The sequence below is a fragment of the Pseudomonas sp. GW823-FHT02C02 genome (genome assembly GCF_058797635.1).
Window position 1 is genome coordinate 49,039 of sequence record NZ_JBXAJV010000027.1, and the last position, 19,061, is coordinate 68,099.

Consider the following 19,061-nt stretch of genomic DNA (forward strand, 5'->3'; position numbering starts at 1 on the left):
GACGCGCTTTTTATAACCGAAGATATCAATAGACCGCAGTCGCCGACTAAGGCAGAAGAAATGACCAGCACCCCCCAGCACTCGGCCCCGGCTCCAGAGCGTAAGGCCCTGAAGCCCAGCACCCTGGATTTTCCAGTGGTAGGCGTTGGAGCCTCGGCGGGCGGGCTGCAAGCCATCAAACTGTTTTTCGAGAACATGCCGCATGACAACGGCATGGCGTTCGTGATCATTCTTCACCTGTCGCCCGATCACCAGAGCATCGCGGACAAGATCATCCAGGAATCGACCCGGATGCCAGTCCTGCAAGTCACCAAAACGGTGCCGATCGAGAAAAACCACGTTTACGTCATCTCGCCGGCTCAGCGGCTGACGATGAATGACGGGGTGCTTGAAGTCAGCAGCAACGACCCGCACGGGTCTCGGCACGCCTCGATTGATCTGTTTTTCCGCGACCTGGCCGAAGTCCACCGCGAGCGCGCTTTCTGCCTGGTGCTGTCAGGCAGTGGCTCCGATGGTGCGGTCGGGCTGTCGCGCATCAAGGAACACGGTGGCATCACCATGGCCCAGGCACCGGAAGATGCCGAGTTTGACGGCATGCCTCGCGCTGCCATCGAAACCGGCAATGTCGATCTGGTGTTGCCGGTGGTGGAAATGCCGCAAAAGCTGCTGGAGCTGTGGCGAAACTCACAGGAAATCAGCCTGCCCACCGCCAACGACCCGGACCTGCAAACGTTCGCCTCCGTGTCCGAGCGTGACGCGGCGCTCGCCGAACAGCTGCTCCATGACATCCTGATCCAGCTGCGCACCGGCACCGGCCATGATTTCAAGCACTACAAGCGCGCGACCGTGTTGCGGCGGATCGAGCGCCGGATGCAGGTCACGGCCCAACCCGACCTGGGTGCCTATTTCCGCTTCCTGCAAAACAATCCCGAAGAAACCAAAGCCCTGCTGGGCGATATGTTGATTGGCGTGACCAACTTCTTCCGTGATCGCGAGGCGTTCGAAGCCCTGGAGCGGAACGTACTGCCGCAACTGGTCAGTGCCGCCGTGTCGGCGCAGCCCGAGAAAGAAGAAATCCGTGTCTGGTCCGCCGGTTGTTCAACGGGCGAAGAAGCCTACAGCCTGGCGATGCTGCTCAACGATCAACTGCAACTGGACGCCAGCAAAGCCTCGCTGCAACTGTTCGCCACCGACATTGACGAGCGCGCCATCAGCATCGGCCGGGCCGGTCTGTATCCGCAAGCGATCGTGACCGATGTGCCGCCGACGCGCCTGCGGCATTACTTCGTCAAGGAAGATGACCACTACCGGATTCGCAAGGAAATTCGCGAAAAGGTCCTGTTTGCCAAACACAGCCTGTTGTCCGATCCGCCCTTTTCGCAGATTGACCTGATCGTTTGCCGCAACCTGCTGATCTACCTGGATCGCGAAGTGCAGCGTGAAATTCTGCAAATGTTTCACTTCGCACTGCGTCCGGGCGGTTTCCTGTTCCTGGGCTCTTCCGAGAGCGCCGATGCTTGCCACGAACTGTTCGCTCCGGTGGACAAGCGCAACCGGATTTTCCGCGCCAAGACCGGCACGGCCAATAGCCGACGTACCCCGACCATGCCCCGTGGCGGTTACGTGCGTACCAGTGTTACCCGCGAGACACCGCAAAGCGCGGTGCAGCGCAAATTGTCCTTCGCCGACATTCATCAGCGCGCCCTCGAACACGCCGCGCCACCGAGCATGATCGTCGATGCCAACGCCGACATCCTGCACATGAGCGAAAGCGCCGGGCGTTTCCTGCGCCATGTGGGCGGTGAGTTGTCGCGCAACTTGCTGACGCTGATCCTTCCCGAGTTGCGTCTGGAGATTCGCACCACGCTGTTTCAGGTCCAGCAGAGTGGCCTGGTGGTCAAATCCCGTGCGGTGCCGATCAGCCGGGACAACCGGCATTACAAAGTCGACCTGATGGCGCAGCCTTATAAGGACGAAGAGTCGGACGGCGAGTTTGTCCTGGTGATTTTCGAAGAGGCCGAAGTCGATCCCTCGGAACAGGCCGCCTCGACCCTGACGCAAACCGAAAGCCAGGTGCTGTCCAACCTTGAACGCGAACTGCAACGCACCAAGTTGCACTTGCAGGACACCATCGAACAATCGGAAGTCTCCAGCGAGGAGCTGAAGGCCTCCAACGAAGAAATGCAGGCAATCAACGAAGAGCTGCGCTCGGCCACCGAAGAGCTGGAAACCAGCAAGGAAGAACTGCAATCAATCAACGAAGAGTTGCTGACGGTCAACTTCGAGCTGAAAACCAAAGTTGAAGAAACCGACAAGATCAACGACTACCTGACCAACCTGATCGCCTCCACCGACATCGCCACGGTGTTCGTTGACCGCAACATGCGGATCAAATGGTTCACTCCGCGCGCCACGGACATCTTCAGCATGTTGCCGGTGGATACCGGACGCTCCTTGCTCGACATCACCCACCGACTGCACTACGACGACCTGGCCCGTGATGCAGCGCTGGTCTTCGAGTCATTGAACATGATCGAGCGCGAAGTCAGCAGCACCGACAAGCGCTGGTACATCGCCCGCCTGCTGCCCTACCGCTCCAGCGAAGACCATATCGACGGGACGGTGCTGACCTTCATCGACATCACCAAACGCCGCGCCGCCGAAGAAGAACTGCGCCTGGGCGAAGAACGCATGCGTCTGGTGGCTGAAAGCACCCGCGATTACGCGATCATCACGCTGGATGAACAAGGGGTGATCACCAGCTGGAACAAAGGTGCCGAGTTGATCTTCGGTTATAGCAAGAGCGAAGCAGAGGGCGCTTATTACGACTTTATTTTCTCTGAAGAGGACCGCGCCAGCGGCGTGCCCGAGAAAGAACTGCAGACGGTGCGCGACCATGGGCGCAGCGAGGACGAACGCTGGCACTTGCGCAAGGATGGCAGTCGGTTCTTTTGCAGTGGTGAGGCGACGTTGCTCAGCGGTGACAACCTCCGAGGCTACGTGAAGATTGCCCGGGACCTGACCGGCCATAAACGTCAGCACGAAGCGCAAAGCCTGGCACTGGCCGAGACCCGCAACACCAATTACCTCAAGGACGAGTTCTTCGCAGTCATGTCCCATGAGCTCAAGCACCCGCTGAACCTGATCCAGCTCAACGCTGAGCTGCTGCGTCGCCTGCCGGTGACCAAGTCCGTGGCTCCGGCCGCCAAGGCCGTCAATACGATCTGCGATGCCGTCAATAGCCAGGCCCGGATCATCGATGATCTGCTGGATGTCGCCCGTGTCCGTACCGGCAAACTCAAGCTGCAACCGGTCGCCACCGACCTGGTCAGCGTGCTGCGTGATATCCACAGCGTCGTGCTCAACGAACGGCACGAAACCACGGTCGAGTTGCATGTGCCTTCAGAGCCGTTGATGGTGCATGCCGATCCGACACGCCTGGAACAGATTATCTGGAACCTGGTGAACAACGCGCTGAAATTCACCCAGCCCAATGGCCACGTGCAACTGATCGCCAGCCAGGACGGGAACAGGGTGCGGCTGGACGTCAAAGACAACGGCACCGGCATTGCCGCCGAGAATCTTGAGCACGTGTTCGATCTGTTCGGGCAGGCAGAGAAGCAACATGCCACGCACAACCGTGAAGGGCTGGGGATCGGCCTGTCGCTGGTCCGCCAACTGGCAGAAGCACAACACGGCTCGGTTGAAGTGAGCTCACCCGGGTTGGGTGCAGGGTGCACGTTCAGTGTCTACTTGCCGATGGCCAAGACTGATCATGACGCTCAAACCGCTACGCAGGTCGACGAGGGGGCCGGACGGCTGAGCGGCTTGACCATTCTGCTGGTCGACGACTCTGCCGAAGTGCTGGAAACCTTGAAGATGCTGCTGGAAATGGAGGACGCGCAAGTGATTGCCTTCGACCGTCCGGTGGCCGCGCTGGACGCCGCAAAAGGCACGCACTTCGACCTGATCATTTCGGACCTGGGCATGCCAGTCATGAACGGTCACGAACTGATGAGCGCTTTGCGGCAACTCCCGCTGCTCAGGGATGTGCCGGCCATTGCGCTGACGGGCTATGGTGCTCAAAGCGATATTCAGAAATCCCGGCAATCGGGCTTCGACCAGCACATCGGCAAACCGGTGTCCTACGATGAACTGATCGAGACCATCGAGGAACTGCGACGCTCCTCGAGCCTGTCGATCGGCAAATGACTCAGCGCAGATAGGCGCGTTGCACACTGATGCGCCGATCAATCGCCTGCCGCAGGCGCTCCTTGTGGTCCGCCCACACCCCGGGGTCGACTTTGGTGGCGCGCATCAGCTCAAGCATCGCGGCTTTGGCCGCCAGGTACTCCGACCAGGCGTCTTCGGAACGGATTTTCAAACGCTCCCGTTCGGTCATCTCCATGCGCCGCAATGCCAGTGTCGGTTCATCGGTAATCACCGGGGCCAACGTCAATTGCACCCGATGCGGCGCGACAAACGCTTGGCTGTCCGCCACCAGCTCTCTTGCCCGCTGAGCGCCCCACTTCAATGCGGAACAATAATATTCACCCACCGCGCGGTCATGAAACTCCTCGCAAATCGCCCCGCCACCGTCAGCGTATATACCGATGAACACCTGCGTGACGCCCCCATGACCGACCCGTGCCTGCACCTCGACCTGCACACCATCGCTGAGCACTTCTTCATGGGTATGGTGAAGTAGCCTGCTGTTGGTCCATAACCAGAAATGTGCACCTCTGTGTCGCATCGCGTCACTCCTTGAATGGTACGAGGAGTAAGGCACAGCAACGATGGACTTGCCATGTAGGTCGTCGGGTCGACGGGCATAAAAAAGCCCCGCTGGAGGATTCTCCGGCGGGGCTTTTTATCACAGCGCAGGGCTGTAAATCAGGTGGTGTCCCAGGGCAGGTTCGAACTGCCAACCTTCCCCTTAGGAGGGGGATGCTCTATCCAATTGAGCTACTGAGACACAGATCGCCCCGCTGGGATGCGGTGCGATAGACGGCGAGCATGTTAACGGCCAGGCCTGCTTTTGTCATGTCGTCCGTAGGGCTTTTTAAGTGTAGGCAGCCGCCCCTTGTCATCGTGGCTTAATTTACCGTGCAAATTGCATCCTCTCAAAATGCCATCATTGCAATTTGCAACGACGGCATCTTTAAGTAATAAGTTAATTCTTTGTTTTTAAAGGATTTAATTGCCGTTAGACTCTTGGCACGCGGGCTGCTTTAGCTGTTCTCACGAACAACCGAGGTTAGCCTCATGAACAGCGTCCTTTTACTCTCGAATGCAATCGCCCTTACCGTCCTGCTGGGTGGTCATTTTGCCGCCGAGAGCGGCGCTGAGCAGGTCGCGCATCGGATGCCGCATTACCTCCAGCTGCAAAAAGCCCCGCAATTGGCGGTCATGAACGATCAGCGCGGCTTTGTTGGCCAGGACGTAAGCCAGCAAAATTATCTTCCGGTGTCTCAGACTTCGGAACGCTTGGTATTTTGAATCACCCTATCAGGAGCACAGCAATGTCCAAATCAGCCGCAGGATTTTTGATCCTTGCCTTACTGAGCGGCATTCTTCATCTGTCATTGGTCCCGGACACGGTTGCCACCGTACCCCTGATCGCCTGCGGCGTTTTCGGCGCGTTGTTCGTGCTGGCGCTGATTATCGGACGCAAAATCAAATTCGATCCGGTTCTGCGCTGACTTTCAGCAATTTCAGAAGATTGGCGACGGTGACGGCAAGCTCGCCAGAGTTGTCGAGTCGATAGATCTGCGAATCACCGAGAGGATCCTCCGTTGTAAATAACCTGTTGCGGCGCAATCTGGCTTCAATTTCTGCAAGGCTCTCACGGCCTCGCTTCATCAGTCGCTCGCGTAATACCTCATCCTGGACCGTCAACAGCACCGGCACCAATGTCGGGTAGCGTTGCAGTGCCTCGGCCAGGTGGCCACGAGAGCCATTGACCAAGACATGACGACCTTCTTCCAGCCAATGGTCGATCTGGACCGGAATGCCATAATCCAGGCCATGAGCGTGCCACGACAGCGCAAAGTCACCCTTGTCGCGGCGTTGTTCGAACTCCTCGCGAGAGACTCCGACGGCATCTTCGCCTACGGATTCAGCCGAACGCGTAATGACCCGTCGTACCACTTCGCCGTTTATCGAGCGTAAAGGTCGTCGAGCCGCTTCGATGAGGCTGTCTTTGCCGGATCCGGAAGGCCCCATCAAGTAAATCAGCCTGCCATCCATCCTGAATCCCCCTCCTGTGCGGGTCTGCCACTAGTAAATCGGCCATTTGCCACTATCCTGTATAAGGTAAGGACCAAGGATCGAATCCGCGTAGCATGCACCTTCAGGCGTCTTCGGGCATCACCTGACGGGAAGAGCACGTGGTCAGCGATACGGGCAGGGACCAAAGTTTTCTAACCAGTCCACATTTTCGATAAAGGTGCTGGCATAACGCCTTTACCCAGCTCAATATTTGTCACAGAATTGACGCCAATGATCTGGCTGCTTTGAGGCATGATGCGAGCCTCTATCAATTCAGGTTGAACATTTGGCCAGAGAGCTTGTCCTATCAGACATCCTGCGGCCAATCCCGAGAACCGCTCCCCTGAACTAACCGGTTAAATATATGCGCCCATTGAAACAGGCAATTTATTCCAGCCGTACGGCTGACAAGTTCGTCGTACGTCTGCCAGACGGAATGCGTGAACGCATTGCCGAGGTGGCTCGCAATCATCATCGCAGCATGAACTCCGAAATCATTGCGCGCCTTGAGCAGAGTCTTATTCAGGAAGGTGCACTGGGCGAAGAGTTGAGCATGCGCCTGGACAGCCCGGAGCTGTCATTGCACGAACGTGAACTGCTGCAACGCTTCCGCCAACTCTCCCACCGTCAGCAAAATGCTCTTGTTTCGCTGATTGCCCATGACGCCGAAATGGCCGCAGACGCTTCCTGATTCGACCCGAAAGCCAAGCCAGCATAATCGCTGGCTTTTTTTTGCCTGAAATTCGGCCATAAAAAACCCGCCGAATTGGCGGGTTTCTTAAAGCAGGTCAGTCAGAGCAGGAAAATCGTTGCCAGCCCGAGGAAGATGAAGAACCCGCCGCTGTCAGTCATGGCAGTGATCATAACGCTGGCACCCATCGCCGGATCGCGCCCAAGCCGCGCCAGAGTCATCGGGATCAAGACCCCCATCAACGCCGCCAGCAACAAGTTAAGCGTCATGGCGGCGGTCATCACCACCCCGAGGGACCAACTGCCATAAAGCAGATAGGCCACAACGCCAATCACGCCCCCCCAGACCAGGCCATTGATCAAACCGACGGCCAGCTCCTTGCGCATCAATCGCGAGGTATTGCCGGTGCTCACCTGGTCCAGCGCCATGGCTCGAACGATCATGGTGATAGTCTGGTTGCCCGAGTTGCCACCGATACCGGCCACGATCGGCATCAATGCCGCCAGTGCCACCAGTTTTTCGATGGAGCCCTCAAACAGGCCGATCACCCGGGATGCGATAAACGCGGTGATCAGGTTGACCGCCAGCCAGGCCCAACGGTTGCGCAGGGATTTCCAGACCGAAGCGAAGATATCTTCTTCTTCGCGCAGACCCGCCATGTTGAGCACTTCGTTTTCGCTCTCTTCACGGATCAGGTCGACCATTTCATCGATGGTCAGACGGCCGATCAGCTTGCCGTTCTTGTCGACCACAGGCGCCGAGATCAAGTCGTAACGTTCGAACGCTTGAGCGGCGTCGTAGGCATCTTCGTCCGGGTGAAAACTCACCGGGTCGCTGGCCATGACTTCCGAAACCTGCTTTTCCGGATCGTTGACCAGCAAACGCTTGATCGGCAGCACGCCCTTGAGCACGCCGTCGTAGTCGACCACAAACAGTTTGTCGGTGTGGCCCGGCAGCTCCTTGAGACGCCGCAGGTAACGCAGCACGACTTCGAGACTGACATCCTCACGGATGGTCACCATCTCGAAGTCCATCAGCGCACCGACTTGCTCCTCGTCATAGGACAACGCGGAGCGGACGCGCTCACGCTGTTGACCATCGAGGGTTTCCATCAGCTCGTGGACAACGTCTCGCGGCAGCTCGGAAGCCAGGTCAGCAAGTTCGTCGGCGTCCATGTCCTTGGCCGCAGCCAGGAGCTCGTGATCGTCCATGTCGGCGATCAGGGTTTCACGAACCGAGTCGGATACTTCGAGGAGAATGTCGCCGTCGCGATCAGCCTTGACCAATTGCCAGAGCGTCAGACGATCGTCCAGCGGCAAGGCTTCAAGGATGTAGGCAACGTCGGCGGAGTGCAGATCATCAAGCTTGCGTTGCAGCTCGACGAGGTTTTGCCGGTGAACCAGGTTCTCGACCCGGTCGTGATGCGGGCCTTCCTGGCGATGAGTCAGGTCTTCGACCACCCGCTGGCGCTGCAGCAGCTCAACGACTTGAGCGAGGCGGTCCTGCAAGCTTTCCTGCGTTTTCTTTACTTCTACTTCAGACATAGGCGAACTCCACTCCCAGCAGCGGGGCACGCCGGAAGGATCAATCAGTCAATTCATGATTGGAAAAACGGGATACTGAGTAACTACTGGGTAAGTCCATGGAGGTATTCCACAAGCCCCGGCGGGGCTGACGGGCGCAATGATACACCGCCCGACGGTTTTAAACGTCAAAAAATCATGGCTGAAACAAGCGGTTGCAAGACAAAGCTGAGCGCAGTCCTGATCTCTCCAACTGCGACGACTCATTCTGAAAAGAAAACACACCCTCATCGAAAAATGTAGCGGCTACCCTGACATGGACCGTCATGGAGGACGTTTAATGCCATCAATTGCCTTTTATTTTTTACTGCTTGCCCTGCTCTGCCTTTCACCCCGGTTGCAGGCAACCATCCTTCACCGTTGCGAAGCACCCGACGGTCGCCTCACCTTCACAACCCTGAGTTGCGCGGAGGGTGAAAGCTTCTCGCAGCAAGAGGTGCGCACTTTCACGCCCGGCAACGCGATAGCGCTCATGCCTGAGGCTGACGTTCGGGAGACACCCTCGACGAAAACCGGAAGGAAGGAGCCAACCATTGTCGGCCAGACTGAGGACAAGTGCGCAAACCTGATAACCGCCAAGGAACGTCGCGAAGCAATCATCAATCAACGGATAGTCGCAGGCATGACACAACAGGACGTCGAGAGCGCCCTGGGCAAGCCGGACAAGATCAGTATCAGGAATTCCGCAACAAGCTACCGCTACGAACTCAAGCGAGGTCGCAGCGCACACGTGGAGTTCGACGAGAAAGGATGTACAAAGGGAAAAGCCAAATCCCGGACGGCAAAAAGCCCGCGTTAAACGCGGGCTTTTTGGTGTTTGGTGCACTCGACAGGATTCGAACCTGTGACCGCTCGGTTCGTAGCCGAGTACTCTATCCAGCTGAGCTACGAGTGCATTTGTGTTTTTATACCAGATCACAACTGGTTGGAGCCAAATCATTTGCATTGCTGCAAACAACCCTTAAATGGTGCACTCGACAGGATTCGAACCTGTGACCGCTCGGTTCGTAGCCGAGTACTCTATCCAGCTGAGCTACGAGTGCATTTGTTGCCGCGCATTATAGGCCGTCTAATCTCTATGTAAAGCACTTTTTCTAGTAATTTCAAACACTTACCGAAAAAGCCAGATTACAACGTACTACGCAAATAATGGCGGAGAACGGGGGATTCGAACCCCCGACACCCTTTTGAGGTGTACTCCCTTAGCAGGGGAGCGCCTTCGGCCACTCGGCCAGCTCTCCGCAACACGGGGCGTATATTAACCAGCTTCTTCCCCGTTTGCAAACATAAAAAACGATAAAAATTAATGGCTTGGTTCGTCGTCCTTCTCTTTCTTGATCCGCAAGTAGATTTCCTCACGGTGAACCGCAACCTCTTTAGGTGCGTTAACGCCAATACGCACTTGATTTCCTTTGACGCCGAGCACGGTCACGGTGATTTCGCCATCACCAATAATCAGGCTTTCTGCGCACCGACGAGTCAGAATCAGCATACCTTTCTCCTCACGCATTTCATTTCAGGGACAACAGTCTGCAAAAAAAAGGCACTCGACCTACAACCGGAAAACGATCGCAGCCCTACATGCCTGAGTATTGACCAGCGCGAGCAAAAGAACAGTTCCTGGGTCGCGCCATTCAAAAAAGACAAAGGGCGCGGTCAGACCGCGCCCTTTGGCAAACGCATCACTCGCCTGTTCGGGCCGGTGCGTCCAGTTCGAAAGCTGTGTGCAGAGCGCGCACAGCCAGTTCCAGATACTTCTCTTCGATCACAACGGAGACTTTGATTTCCGACGTCGAGATCATCTGGATGTTGATGCTTTCTTTCGCCAGGGATTCGAACATGCGGCTGGCCACGCCTGCGTGAGAACGCATGCCGACGCCGACGATCGAGACCTTGGCGATCTTGATGTCACCGACCACTTCACGGGCACCGATCTCGCGAGCGGTGTTTTCCAGCACAGTTTGTGCGGCCTGGAAGTCATTGCGGTGCACGGTGAAGGTGAAGTCGGTGGTGTTATCGTGCGCAACGTTCTGCACGATCATGTCGACTTCGATGTTCGCGGCACTGATCGGGCCGAGAATCTTGAATGCAACGCCCGGGGTGTCTGGCACGCCACGGATGGTCAGCTTGGCTTCATCGCGATTGAAAGCGATGCCGGAAATGATCGGCTGTTCCATGGTTTCCTCTTCATCAATAGTAATGAGGGTGCCCGGACCCTCCTTGAAGCTGTGCAGTACGCGCAGCGGAACGTTGTACTTGCCGGCGAATTCCACCGCACGGATCTGCAACACCTTGGAACCGAGGCTGGCCATTTCCAGCATCTCTTCGAAGGTAATCTTGTCCAGGCGCTGGGCCACGGACACCACACGCGGGTCGGTGGTGTAGACGCCATCGACATCGGTGTAGATCTGGCATTCGTCGGCCTTCAAGGCCGCCGCCAGCGCCACGCCGGTGGTGTCGGAACCGCCACGACCGAGGGTGGTGATGTTGCCATGCTCGTCGACGCCCTGGAAACCGGCGACAACTACCACACGACCTGCCTTCAGATCACCGCGAATCTTCTGGTCATCAATCTGCAAGATACGCGCTTTATTGTGCGCACTGTCCGTCAGAATCCGCACCTGGTTGCCGGTGTAAGACACCGCAGGCACGCCGCGCTTGATCAGCGCCATGGCCAACAGTGCAATCGTCACCTGCTCGCCCGTGGAAACGATCACATCCAGCTCACGCGGAACCGGTTGGCCATCACCACTGATTTGCTTGGCCAGATCGATCAGACGGTTGGTTTCGCCGCTCATTGCCGACAGGACAACCACCAGGTCATCGCCGGCATCGCGGAATTTCTTAACCTTGTCGGCGACCTGCTCGATTCTCTCGACAGTGCCGACTGAGGTGCCTCCAAATTTCTGTACGATCAAAGCCATTTCAAAGCCGCCTCTGCCCATGAAGGGCGCCCAAATAATCACTCAAACAGCGTTCCCGCCCGCCACTAGACGACGGGCCGGACACCCTGCCTTATAAACCCTGCTCTACAAATGGAACCGTCAGGGCCAGTGCCGCGTCCAGTGCACCAGCGTCAGTACCACCGCCTTGCGCCATGTCTGGACGACCACCGCCCTTCCCGCCCACTGCCGCAGCGGCTTGCTTCATCAAATCACCGGCTTTGAGTTGGCCAGTCAGGTCTTTGGTTACGCCTGCAACCAGAACGACCTTTTCCTCATGGACACTGCCGAGCAGGATCACTGCGCGGCCGAGTTTGTTTTTCAGCTGATCGACGAGCGCCAGCAGCGCCTTGGCGTCCTGACCGTCCAGACGCACGGCCAGCACTTTCACGCCTTTGACGTCCAGGGCAGAAGCCGACAGATCGTCGCCCGCCGCGCTGGCCGCCTTGGCCTGCAACTGCTCGAGTTGCTTCTCCAGCAGACGGTTGCGCTCCAGCACAGCCGACAGCTTGTCGATCAGGTTGTCGCGGCTGCCCTTGACCAGGTTGGCCGCTTCCTTGAGTTGTTCTTCTGCAGCGTTCAAGTAAGCCAGTGCCGCAGCACCGGTGACTGCCTCGATACGACGCACGCCCGACGCAACACCGCCTTCGCTGATGATTTTCAGCAGGCCGATGTCACCGGTACGGTTGGCGTGGATGCCACCGCACAGCTCGACGGAGAAATCACCGCCCATGCTCAGCACGCGCACGTTGTCGCCGTACTTCTCGCCAAACAGCGCCATGGCGCCTTTTTTCTTGGCGGTTTCGATGTCGGTTTCTTCGGTTTCAACGGCGGAGTTCTTGCGAATCTCGGCGTTGACGATGTCTTCCAGGGCCTTCAGTTGCTCAGGCTTGATGGCTTCGAAGTGGCTGAAGTCAAAGCGCAGGCGCTGACTGTCGACCAACGAGCCTTTCTGCTGAACGTGATCGCCCAGTACTTTACGCAACGCCGCATGCAGCAAGTGAGTGGCCGAGTGGTTCAGCGAAGTGGCGTGGCGCACCTCGGCTTCAACGTGGGTTTCAACCGGCGAACCGATGATCAGGCTGCCCGATGCCAACACACCGTGGTGCAGAAATGCGCCGCCGGTCTTGGTGGTGTCACGCACGTCGAAGCGGCCACCGCTCGATTGCAGATAACCGCAATCGCCAATCTGGCCGCCGGACTCAGCGTAGAACGGGGTCTGATTGAGAACGACCACGCCCTCTTCGCCTTCACTCAGTACGTCGACCGCCTGGCCTTCTTTATAGAGGCCAACAACTTTCGCCGAACCGCTGGTGGCTTTGTAACCGGTGAATTCGGTGGCCACATCAACCTTGACCAGGCTGTTGTAGTCCATGCCGAAGGAACTGGCGGAACGGGCACGGACGCGCTGGGCTTCCATTTCGCGTTCGAAGCCTGCTTCGTCGATGGTCAAGTTGCGCTCGCGAGCGATGTCGCCCGTCAGGTCCATCGGGAAGCCGTAGGTGTCGTAGAGCTTGAACACCACATCGCCCGGCACCACGTCGCCTTTGAGTTCGGCCAGATCCTGTTCAAGGATTTTCAGGCCCTGCTCCAGGGTCTTGGCGAACTGCTCTTCTTCGGCTTTCAGGACGCGTTCGATATGTGCCTGTTGAGCTTTCAGCTCAGGGAAGGCTTCGCCCATCTCGGCAACCAGGGCCGCTACGATCTGGTAGAAGAAGCTGCCCTTGGCGCCCAGTTTGTTGCCGTGACGGCAGGCGCGACGGACGATCCGGCGCAGCACATAACCCCGGCCTTCGTTGGACGGCAGCACGCCGTCGGCAATCAGGAAACCGCACGAACGAATGTGGTCAGCCACGACTTTCAGGGAAGCCTGAGCGTCGTTGGTGCAGCCGATAGCCTTGGCCGATGCGCTCAGCAGACTCTGGAACAGGTCGATTTCATAGTTCGAGTGAACGTGCTGCAGCACGGCACTGATCCGCTCCAGGCCCATGCCGGTGTCGACCGACGGCGCTGGCAGCGGGTGCAACACGCCATCGGCGGTGCGGTTGAACTGCATGAACACGTTGTTCCAGATCTCGATGTAACGGTCGCCATCTTCTTCCGGCGAGCCCGGCGGGCCGCCCCAGATGTCGGCGCCGTGATCGTAGAAAATCTCGGTGCAAGGACCGCACGGGCCGGTATCGCCCATGGTCCAGAAGTTATCGGAAGCGTATGGCGCGCCCTTGTTGTCGCCGATGCGGACCATGCGCTCGGCCGGAACACCGATCTCCTTGGTCCAGATGTCATAGGCCTCGTCATCGCTGGCGTAGACGGTGACCCAGAGCTTTTCCTTCGGCAGGTTCAGCCACTGCTCGGAGGTCAGGAAGTTCCAGGCGTAGGTGATCGCGTCGCGCTTGAAGTAATCACCGAAGCTGAAGTTGCCCAGCATTTCGAAGAAGGTGTGGTGACGGGCGGTATAACCGACGTTTTCCAGGTCGTTGTGCTTGCCGCCGGCGCGCACGCATTTCTGGCTGGAGACAGCGCGGGTGTACGCGCGCTTTTCCTGGCCCAGGAAGCAGTCCTTGAACTGGTTCATCCCCGCGTTAGTGAACAGCAGGGTTGGGTCGTTGCCCGGAATCAAAGAGCTGGAGGCTACACGGGTGTGGCCTTGCTCTTCGAAGAAGCGAAGGAAGGCTTCACGGATTTCTGCGCTTTTCATTAGGTTCTTCCACGGAGGCTGCGGCCAAAGGCCTGTACGAAACGTCAACAGACGAAGCGACGGCAAAGGGCCGCATTATATCGGCCCAGCGCGCGGGGTACAGCGTGTTTATACGATAGAAACGGTCAATTGGACCGCCAAGGCGATCAGTTGCGAGAAAACTCGACGAATGTCGCGACGACCTGCTCGATTTGAGCGCGGTCAACGTCCATGTGCGTGACCATCCGCAGGCGTCCGGCAGCGCTCAGCTTGATGCCACGCTCGGCGGCAAAGGCCTTGATCGCCTCGGCCTTGTCGCCCATGTTCACGTAAACCATGTTGGTCTGCACCGGCTCGACTTCGTAACCGGCCTTTTGCAGTCCGTCGGCCAGAAATTGCGCATTGGCGTGATCGTCGGCCAGACGCTGAACGTTGTTATCCAGCGCATAAAGCCCCGCCGCGGCCAAAAGACCAGCCTGGCGCATGCCACCACCGACCATCTTGCGCAGGCGACGCGCCTTGCCGATCAACTCTGCCGAACCGCACAACACCGACCCGATCGGCGCGCCCAGGCCTTTGGACAGGCAGACCGAAACCGAATCGAAGTGCTGGGTGATCTCGCGGGCATCAACACCCAACTTGACGGCCGCGTTGTAAAGCCGAGCGCCGTCCAGGTGCAGCTGCAACCCATGTTCACGGGTAAGACTGCGTGCCCGGGCGAGATACTCCAGCGGCAGGACTTTGCCCTGCATGGTGTTTTCCAGCGCCAGCAACCGTGTACGAGCGAAATGGAAGTCGTCCGGTTTGATCGCGGCGACGACGTGCGCCAGGTCCAGCGAGCCGTCAGCCTGCACTTCCAGCGGCTGCGGCTGGATCGAGCCAAGCACCGCCGCGCCGCCACCTTCGTACTTATACGTGTGTGCCTGCTGGCCGACGATGTATTCGTCACCCCGTTCGCAATGAGCCATCAGGCCCAGCAGATTGCTCATGGTGCCCGTCGGCACGAACAACGCAGCGGCAAACCCCAACCGTTTTGCCAGTTCCGCTTCCAGGCGGTTGACCGTCGGATCTTCGCCATAGACGTCGTCACCGGTGGGCGCACTGGCCATCGCGTCGAGCATTCCGGCGGTCGGTTGGGTAACGGTGTCGCTGCGAAGATCGATAACGCTCATGAATCTGGCCTCGGTAAGCAGGGGAAAATCCCTTTCAGGTAGGAATTACTGCGGTCATGACAACGATTAATCAACCCCAAGCGAAGGAAAAGACCCGTCAAGTGAGCGAAAAAGTCGATAGCAATCATCAGATAGCAGCAATGCACAGGCAGGAAATATGTGTTAAAAAAGCTGCGCCGCCAAACAATCTGGCGGCAAAACGTTCTCAGGGCGGGGTGCAACTCCCCACCGGCGGTAATTGCGCGCAATGCGCATAGCCCGCGAGCGCTTGGTGACAGACACGGCTTCGGTGGTGTCTGGCGGCAAGGTCAGCAGACCCGGTGTGATCCCGGGGCCGACGGTCATAGTCCGGATGAAGAGAGAACGGGATTGGCGCCAAAGGGCCGTCCGCAGGCATTCGTGCGAGCGTGCGTACCCTTAAATCCCATTCGATTCATATGCCCTGTTTTTTACATAAACAGGAGTCAGAACATGCAACCCACCGCAATCGATAGCAAAAGCAAAAACCATCAGGGCGAGCGCGTTGCGTTCATCCAGGCCTGCTGGCACAAGGAAATCGTCGACCAGAGCCGTAAGGGCTTCGTTGCCGAAATGATTGCCCAGGGTTATCAGGAATCGGAGATCGATTTCTTCGAAGTCGGCGGCGCCTTTGAAATTCCACTGCACGCCAAGCTGCTGGCCAAGTCCGGCCGTTATGCCGGCATCGTCGCGGCGGGCCTGGTGGTCGACGGCGGCATCTACCGTCACGAATTCGTCGCCCAGTCGGTGATCAGCGGCCTGATGCAGGTTCAGCTGGAGACTGAAGTGCCGGTGTTCTCGGTGGTTTTAACCCCGCACCACTTCCATGCCGGCGAAGAGCATCAGAAGTTCTTCTTCGAGCATTTCGTGCATAAAGGCCAGGAAGCGGCGAAGACCTGTGCCGATACGCTGCACAAGATGCGTGCGTTGCGTCGCAGCGAGCCTCGCTCCTACAGGGGACTACTGTGTCTGTTATGCCAGGTTTTCGTCGGTGGCGGGCACGATCAGGATGCCGGCGCGCAGGCCGTTTTTGACCTTGGGGTTCGGAAAGATGATCCGGGCGCCCTTCTCTTCGATGATCCAGCGGGTCTGGGCGATGTCTTCGGCCAGCACGTAACCCACGTCCAACTCCGAAAAGTTCTCGATGTCCGCCGGCAGGTTCAGGCGGAAGCTATCGCTGTGCTTGATGATTTCCCGCGCCACGCTGAACAACTGCAAACCGTCCAGGCCTTCGTCGGTCACCGCAGGCTCGGTGCCTTCGATAATCTGCTGGAGGCGGGTTTCAAGCAGCGAGACGTTCACACCGTCGTTCTGCCCAAACGGCCGCGCCTTGCCCAGCTCAAGGGTGAAAGACTCGGCAGCGAGCTTGTCGTAGGTGTAAGAGCTGAACACAATCGACGGCTTGTTCTGCAACAGCACCGCTTCCATACCGGCAGCACGCAAACGGGCCAGCTCGAGACGTGAATGCTGGCGCCCCTCTTTCCAGGGATACAACGCGAACTGCTCGATTTTCGAACCACGAATCGCAGTGTGCAGGTCGTAATGCAGGCGGCTGCGATCCGGCAGGCTGAAGAAACTCGCCGCCAGCCGCTCCAGTTCACAGGCGCGCAGGGCTTCGGAACCGCTGGTTTGTTCGTGACGGCCGTTGAACAGCCGATTGACGTCCTGCTCGACGAAGCGCTCGCCTTTGCGAATCGCTTCCGGGTTGCCGAACAGGAACAGAATGCGTGCGCGCGGCTTCAAGTCGCCACGCGCGATGTCATGCAACAGGCGATCGAGCAACTCGATCGGCGCTGTTTCGTTGCCATGGATACCCGCTGACAGCAGCAGGTCCAGGCCATTGTCGCGCGCCTCAGGCGGCCGGACTTCCAGCGCACCTTCGCTCAACCAGCGCATGCGCACGCCTTCGACAGTCAGTTGAGTCTTCTCCGCCGGTTCGCGGCCGGCGAGGGTCAGTTCAAGCAGTTTGCCGAGGGCGAGCATAGAGCGATTTCCTTAGTGGTCGTGTGCGCAATCCGGGCCGTGCACGTGGTCTTCGTCGCCGACTTCAGCCGGTTCCATTTCCAGTTGCAGACTTACCAGATTAGTCGCCAATGGGCGCAGCAGCAGGTTTGCGTATTCGGCATCACCTTCTTCAACGTCCACGCCGATCAGCAGCTGGCCGCGGCCGTCCTGCTGGATCCACAGCTCTTTGCCTTGCCACAGGACCGCGACGCGGGTGCAGGACGTTTCCAGTTGCGTGCCGTCGGTGTCTTCAAGGATCAGCTGCAGGGTATCGCTCATGTTTTTTACGCTCTCGACGTTCAATTGATCTGGAAAGGATAAACCGCGCCCAGTTTAAGGATTTGCGTCAGTTCATCCAGTGCCGTCCGGCACTCAAGCAGCAATTGCGGGTCCGCCAGGTCGGTTTCGGCCATGCGGTCACGGTAGTGCTTGTCGACCCATTCGGTCAGCGTGCCGTACAACGGTGCCGTCATGATAACCCCTGGATTGACCGCCGCCAGTTCGGTTTCATTCAGTGCGACACGCAACCGCAGGCAAGCCGGGCCACCGCCGTTCTGCATACTTTGTTTCAGATCGAAAACCTTCACTTCGCGGATCAGGCCGCCGGAGCTGGTCAAACCTTGCAGGTACTGCCAGACGCGTTCATTGCCACGGCACTCTTCCGGCACGATCAACAGCATCGAACCGTCAGGGCGGGTCAGCAGTTGGCTATTGAACAGGTAGGAACGAACGGCGTCTTCGACGGTAACGGCAGAACGCGGGACGCAAATTGACTGGAATTTCCCACCGACTTTTGCGAGTTTGCCCTGCAGTTCAGCGAGCATTTGCTCGGTGTCGAGGAACGCGTCCTCGTGATAGAACAGCACCTCGCCGTTACCTACCGCGATCACGTCGTTGTGGAACACGCCCTGATCAATCACCGATGGGTTCTGCTGGGCGAAGACCACGCCGTCATCGCTCAAGCCGTGCAGGCGAGCAACGGCTTGCGAGGCTTCAAGCGTCTGGCGCGCCGGGTACTTCTGGGGAGCCGGGTAGCGGGTGTCGAATGCGCTGCGACCGAACACGAAGAACTCGACGCCGGCTTCACCGTATTCACGGCAGAAACGGGTGTGGTTGGCCGCACCTTCGTCGCCGAACTGCGCCACCGCCGGCAAGGCGGCGTGGTGAGCAAAGTGTTTCTGGTCAGCGAACATCGCCCCCAGCACGCGGCTGGTGGTCGGGTGTTCGATGCTGCGGTGGTATTTGCAGTTGAGGTTGGCAGCGGTGAAATGCACGCGGCCATCCGCAGTATCGGCACTCGGGCTGACCGTGGCGGCGTTGGCCACCCACATGCTCGACGCCGAGCAACTGGCGACCAGCAAGGGCATCGCATCTTTGGCGGCTTTCTCGATCACTTGCGCGTCGGTGCCGCTGAAGCCCAGACGGCGCAGGGCCGCAACGTCAGGACGTTCCTGAGGGGCCAGAACGCCTTGCTGAAAGCCCATTTCCATCAGCGCTTTCATTTTCGCCAGGCCTTGCAGCGCGGCTTCCTTCGGGTTCGAAGACTGCTGGCTGTTGCTCTGGGACGCGACGTTGCCGTAGGACAAACCGCCGTAGTTATGGGTCGGCCCCACTAGACCGTCAAAATTGACTTCATAGGATTTCATCAGCGAGGCTCCACGAGAATCTGTTGTTATGGCTTCAGTAACTATTCAGTAAGACCGC

The 19,061-nt window shown here is 58.2% G+C and carries 15 protein-coding genes, 4 tRNA genes, 1 pseudogene and 1 riboswitch; of the genes and pseudogenes, 6 read left to right on the top strand and 14 right to left on the bottom strand.

Annotated elements, in window-relative coordinates:
* Nucleotides 1–60 precede the first annotated feature (60 nt).
* Nucleotides 61–4,212 (top strand): CheR family methyltransferase, encoded by a 4,152-nt coding sequence (locus tag AC1ROI_RS32075; protein ID WP_102595131.1) that lies wholly within the window; start codon nucleotides 61–63, stop codon nucleotides 4,210–4,212.
* A 1-nt stretch (nucleotide 4,213) separates the two neighbouring features.
* On the opposite strand, the gene AC1ROI_RS32080 is transcribed toward AC1ROI_RS32075, so the two are convergent.
* Both AC1ROI_RS32080 and AC1ROI_RS32085 read right to left on the bottom strand, forming a co-directional pair.
* Nucleotides 4,214–4,753, bottom strand: a complete 540-nt coding sequence (locus AC1ROI_RS32080; RefSeq protein ID WP_102595130.1) for a hypothetical protein — start codon at nucleotides 4,751–4,753, stop codon at nucleotides 4,214–4,216.
* Between the two features lie 145 nt (nucleotides 4,754–4,898).
* Nucleotides 4,899–4,975: transfer RNA gene (locus AC1ROI_RS32085), tRNA-Arg, on the bottom strand.
* Between the two features lie 290 nt (nucleotides 4,976–5,265).
* On the opposite strand from AC1ROI_RS32085, the gene AC1ROI_RS32090 reads away from it, so the two are divergent.
* Nucleotides 5,266–5,499, top strand: a complete 234-nt coding sequence (locus AC1ROI_RS32090; RefSeq protein WP_077749184.1) for a hypothetical protein — start codon at nucleotides 5,266–5,268, stop codon at nucleotides 5,497–5,499.
* 23 nt (nucleotides 5,500–5,522) lie between these two features.
* Nucleotides 5,523–5,702, top strand: a complete 180-nt coding sequence (locus AC1ROI_RS32095; protein WP_010457208.1) for a PA3371 family protein — start codon at nucleotides 5,523–5,525, stop codon at nucleotides 5,700–5,702.
* Here AC1ROI_RS32095 and phnN read toward each other — a convergent pair.
* Nucleotides 5,677–6,249 carry a phosphonate metabolism protein/1,5-bisphosphokinase (PRPP-forming) PhnN gene (phnN, locus tag AC1ROI_RS32100; protein ID WP_102595129.1) on the bottom strand — a complete coding sequence of 191 codons (573 nt, stop codon included), beginning with the start codon at nucleotides 6,247–6,249 and terminating at the stop codon, nucleotides 5,677–5,679. The two genes, AC1ROI_RS32095 and phnN, sit on opposite strands and share 26 nt — an antisense overlap.
* Nucleotides 6,250–6,634: 385 nt before the next feature.
* Here phnN and AC1ROI_RS32105 point away from each other — a divergent pair, with 385 nt between their 5' ends.
* Complete coding sequence (locus AC1ROI_RS32105; protein ID WP_003178899.1) at nucleotides 6,635–6,961, top strand: Arc family DNA-binding protein; 327 nt, start codon at nucleotides 6,635–6,637, stop codon at nucleotides 6,959–6,961.
* Nucleotides 6,962–7,062: 101 nt separating this feature from the next.
* Here the strand turns inward: AC1ROI_RS32105 and mgtE are convergent, their stop codons facing one another.
* The gene (mgtE, locus tag AC1ROI_RS32110; RefSeq protein WP_010457218.1) at nucleotides 7,063–8,505 is read right to left on the bottom strand and encodes a magnesium transporter; all 1,443 of its coding nucleotides are present in this window, start codon (nucleotides 8,503–8,505) and stop codon (nucleotides 7,063–7,065) included.
* 319 nt (nucleotides 8,506–8,824) lie between these two features.
* On the opposite strand from mgtE, the gene AC1ROI_RS32115 reads away from it, so the two are divergent.
* Entirely contained in the window at nucleotides 8,825–9,343 is a 519-nt protein-coding gene (locus AC1ROI_RS32115; RefSeq protein WP_083375934.1) for a cell envelope protein SmpA, read from the top strand.
* Nucleotides 9,344–9,362: 19 nt separating this feature from the next.
* Here the strand turns inward: AC1ROI_RS32115 and AC1ROI_RS32120 are convergent.
* From AC1ROI_RS32120 to ltaE, 7 genes are all read right to left on the bottom strand, one after another.
* A tRNA-Arg gene (locus tag AC1ROI_RS32120) sits at nucleotides 9,363–9,439 on the bottom strand.
* A gap of 71 nt (nucleotides 9,440–9,510) precedes the next feature.
* Nucleotides 9,511–9,587 (bottom strand) — tRNA-Arg (locus tag AC1ROI_RS32125).
* 107 nt (nucleotides 9,588–9,694) lie between these two features.
* Nucleotides 9,695–9,785 (bottom strand) — tRNA-Ser (locus AC1ROI_RS32130).
* A gap of 62 nt (nucleotides 9,786–9,847) precedes the next feature.
* The gene (gene csrA, locus AC1ROI_RS32135) at nucleotides 9,848–10,036 is read right to left on the bottom strand and encodes a carbon storage regulator CsrA (protein ID WP_003178872.1); all 189 of its coding nucleotides are present in this window, start codon (nucleotides 10,034–10,036) and stop codon (nucleotides 9,848–9,850) included.
* Nucleotides 10,037–10,226: 190 nt separating this feature from the next.
* Entirely contained in the window at nucleotides 10,227–11,468 is a 1,242-nt protein-coding gene (locus AC1ROI_RS32140) for an aspartate kinase (protein ID WP_008033100.1), read from the bottom strand.
* Nucleotides 11,469–11,559: 91 nt separating this feature from the next.
* Nucleotides 11,560–14,184 carry an alanine--tRNA ligase gene (gene alaS / locus AC1ROI_RS32145; RefSeq protein ID WP_010457228.1) on the bottom strand — a complete coding sequence of 875 codons (2,625 nt, stop codon included), beginning with the start codon at nucleotides 14,182–14,184 and terminating at the stop codon, nucleotides 11,560–11,562.
* A 146-nt stretch (nucleotides 14,185–14,330) separates the two neighbouring features.
* Complete coding sequence (gene ltaE, locus AC1ROI_RS32150) at nucleotides 14,331–15,335, bottom strand: low-specificity L-threonine aldolase (RefSeq protein WP_010457230.1); 1,005 nt, start codon at nucleotides 15,333–15,335, stop codon at nucleotides 14,331–14,333.
* A 197-nt stretch (nucleotides 15,336–15,532) separates the two neighbouring features.
* Nucleotides 15,533–15,704, top strand: a riboswitch (FMN riboswitch).
* Nucleotides 15,705–15,806: 102 nt separating this feature from the next.
* Here ltaE and AC1ROI_RS32155 point away from each other — a divergent pair.
* A pseudogene (locus AC1ROI_RS32155) lies at nucleotides 15,807–16,304 on the top strand (6,7-dimethyl-8-ribityllumazine synthase); the annotation flags it as partial.
* Nucleotides 16,305–16,325: 21 nt separating this feature from the next.
* Here AC1ROI_RS32155 and astE read toward each other — a convergent pair.
* From astE to astB, 3 genes are read right to left on the bottom strand one after another with little or no spacing between them, the layout of a single operon-like run.
* Nucleotides 16,326–17,336, bottom strand: coding sequence for a succinylglutamate desuccinylase (gene astE / locus AC1ROI_RS32160; RefSeq protein ID WP_010457232.1), 1,011 nt, complete (start codon nucleotides 17,334–17,336; stop codon nucleotides 16,326–16,328).
* A gap of 12 nt (nucleotides 17,337–17,348) precedes the next feature.
* A complete protein-coding gene (locus AC1ROI_RS32165) occupies nucleotides 17,349–17,636 on the bottom strand; it encodes a hypothetical protein (protein ID WP_010457234.1) in 288 nt (95 codons plus the stop codon).
* Nucleotides 17,637–17,656: 20 nt separating this feature from the next.
* Nucleotides 17,657–19,003: an N-succinylarginine dihydrolase gene (astB, locus tag AC1ROI_RS32170; RefSeq protein ID WP_102595637.1), complete on the bottom strand. Its 1,347-nt coding sequence runs from the start codon at nucleotides 19,001–19,003 to the stop codon at nucleotides 17,657–17,659.
* Nucleotides 19,004–19,061: the final 58 nt, after the last annotated feature.

Bases quoted from the DNA above. Each gene is read 5' to 3' on its own strand.
- ltaE (WP_010457230.1), bottom strand. From the start codon at position 15,335: ATGAGCGTTATCGATCTTCGCAGCGACACCGTTACCCAACCGACCGCC.
- AC1ROI_RS32080 (WP_102595130.1), bottom strand. From the start codon at position 4,753: ATGCGACACAGAGGTGCACATTTCTGGTTATGGACCAACAGCAGGCTA.
- phnN (WP_102595129.1), bottom strand. From the start codon at position 6,249: ATGGATGGCAGGCTGATTTACTTGATGGGGCCTTCCGGATCCGGCAAA.
- AC1ROI_RS32115 (WP_083375934.1), top strand. From the start codon at position 8,825: ATGCCATCAATTGCCTTTTATTTTTTACTGCTTGCCCTGCTCTGCCTT.
- AC1ROI_RS32165 (WP_010457234.1), bottom strand. From the start codon at position 17,636: ATGAGCGATACCCTGCAGCTGATCCTTGAAGACACCGACGGCACGCAA.
- astE (WP_010457232.1), bottom strand. From the start codon at position 17,336: ATGCTCGCCCTCGGCAAACTGCTTGAACTGACCCTCGCCGGCCGCGAA.
- AC1ROI_RS32095 (WP_010457208.1), top strand. From the start codon at position 5,523: ATGTCCAAATCAGCCGCAGGATTTTTGATCCTTGCCTTACTGAGCGGC.
- AC1ROI_RS32140 (WP_008033100.1), bottom strand. From the start codon at position 11,468: ATGGCTTTGATCGTACAGAAATTTGGAGGCACCTCAGTCGGCACTGTC.
- mgtE (WP_010457218.1), bottom strand. From the start codon at position 8,505: ATGTCTGAAGTAGAAGTAAAGAAAACGCAGGAAAGCTTGCAGGACCGC.
- AC1ROI_RS32075 (WP_102595131.1), top strand. From the start codon at position 61: ATGACCAGCACCCCCCAGCACTCGGCCCCGGCTCCAGAGCGTAAGGCC.
- astB (WP_102595637.1), bottom strand. From the start codon at position 19,003: ATGAAATCCTATGAAGTCAATTTTGACGGTCTAGTGGGGCCGACCCAT.
- AC1ROI_RS32090 (WP_077749184.1), top strand. From the start codon at position 5,266: ATGAACAGCGTCCTTTTACTCTCGAATGCAATCGCCCTTACCGTCCTG.
- csrA (WP_003178872.1), bottom strand. From the start codon at position 10,036: ATGCTGATTCTGACTCGTCGGTGCGCAGAAAGCCTGATTATTGGTGAT.
- AC1ROI_RS32105 (WP_003178899.1), top strand. From the start codon at position 6,635: ATGCGCCCATTGAAACAGGCAATTTATTCCAGCCGTACGGCTGACAAG.
- alaS (WP_010457228.1), bottom strand. From the start codon at position 14,184: ATGAAAAGCGCAGAAATCCGTGAAGCCTTCCTTCGCTTCTTCGAAGAG.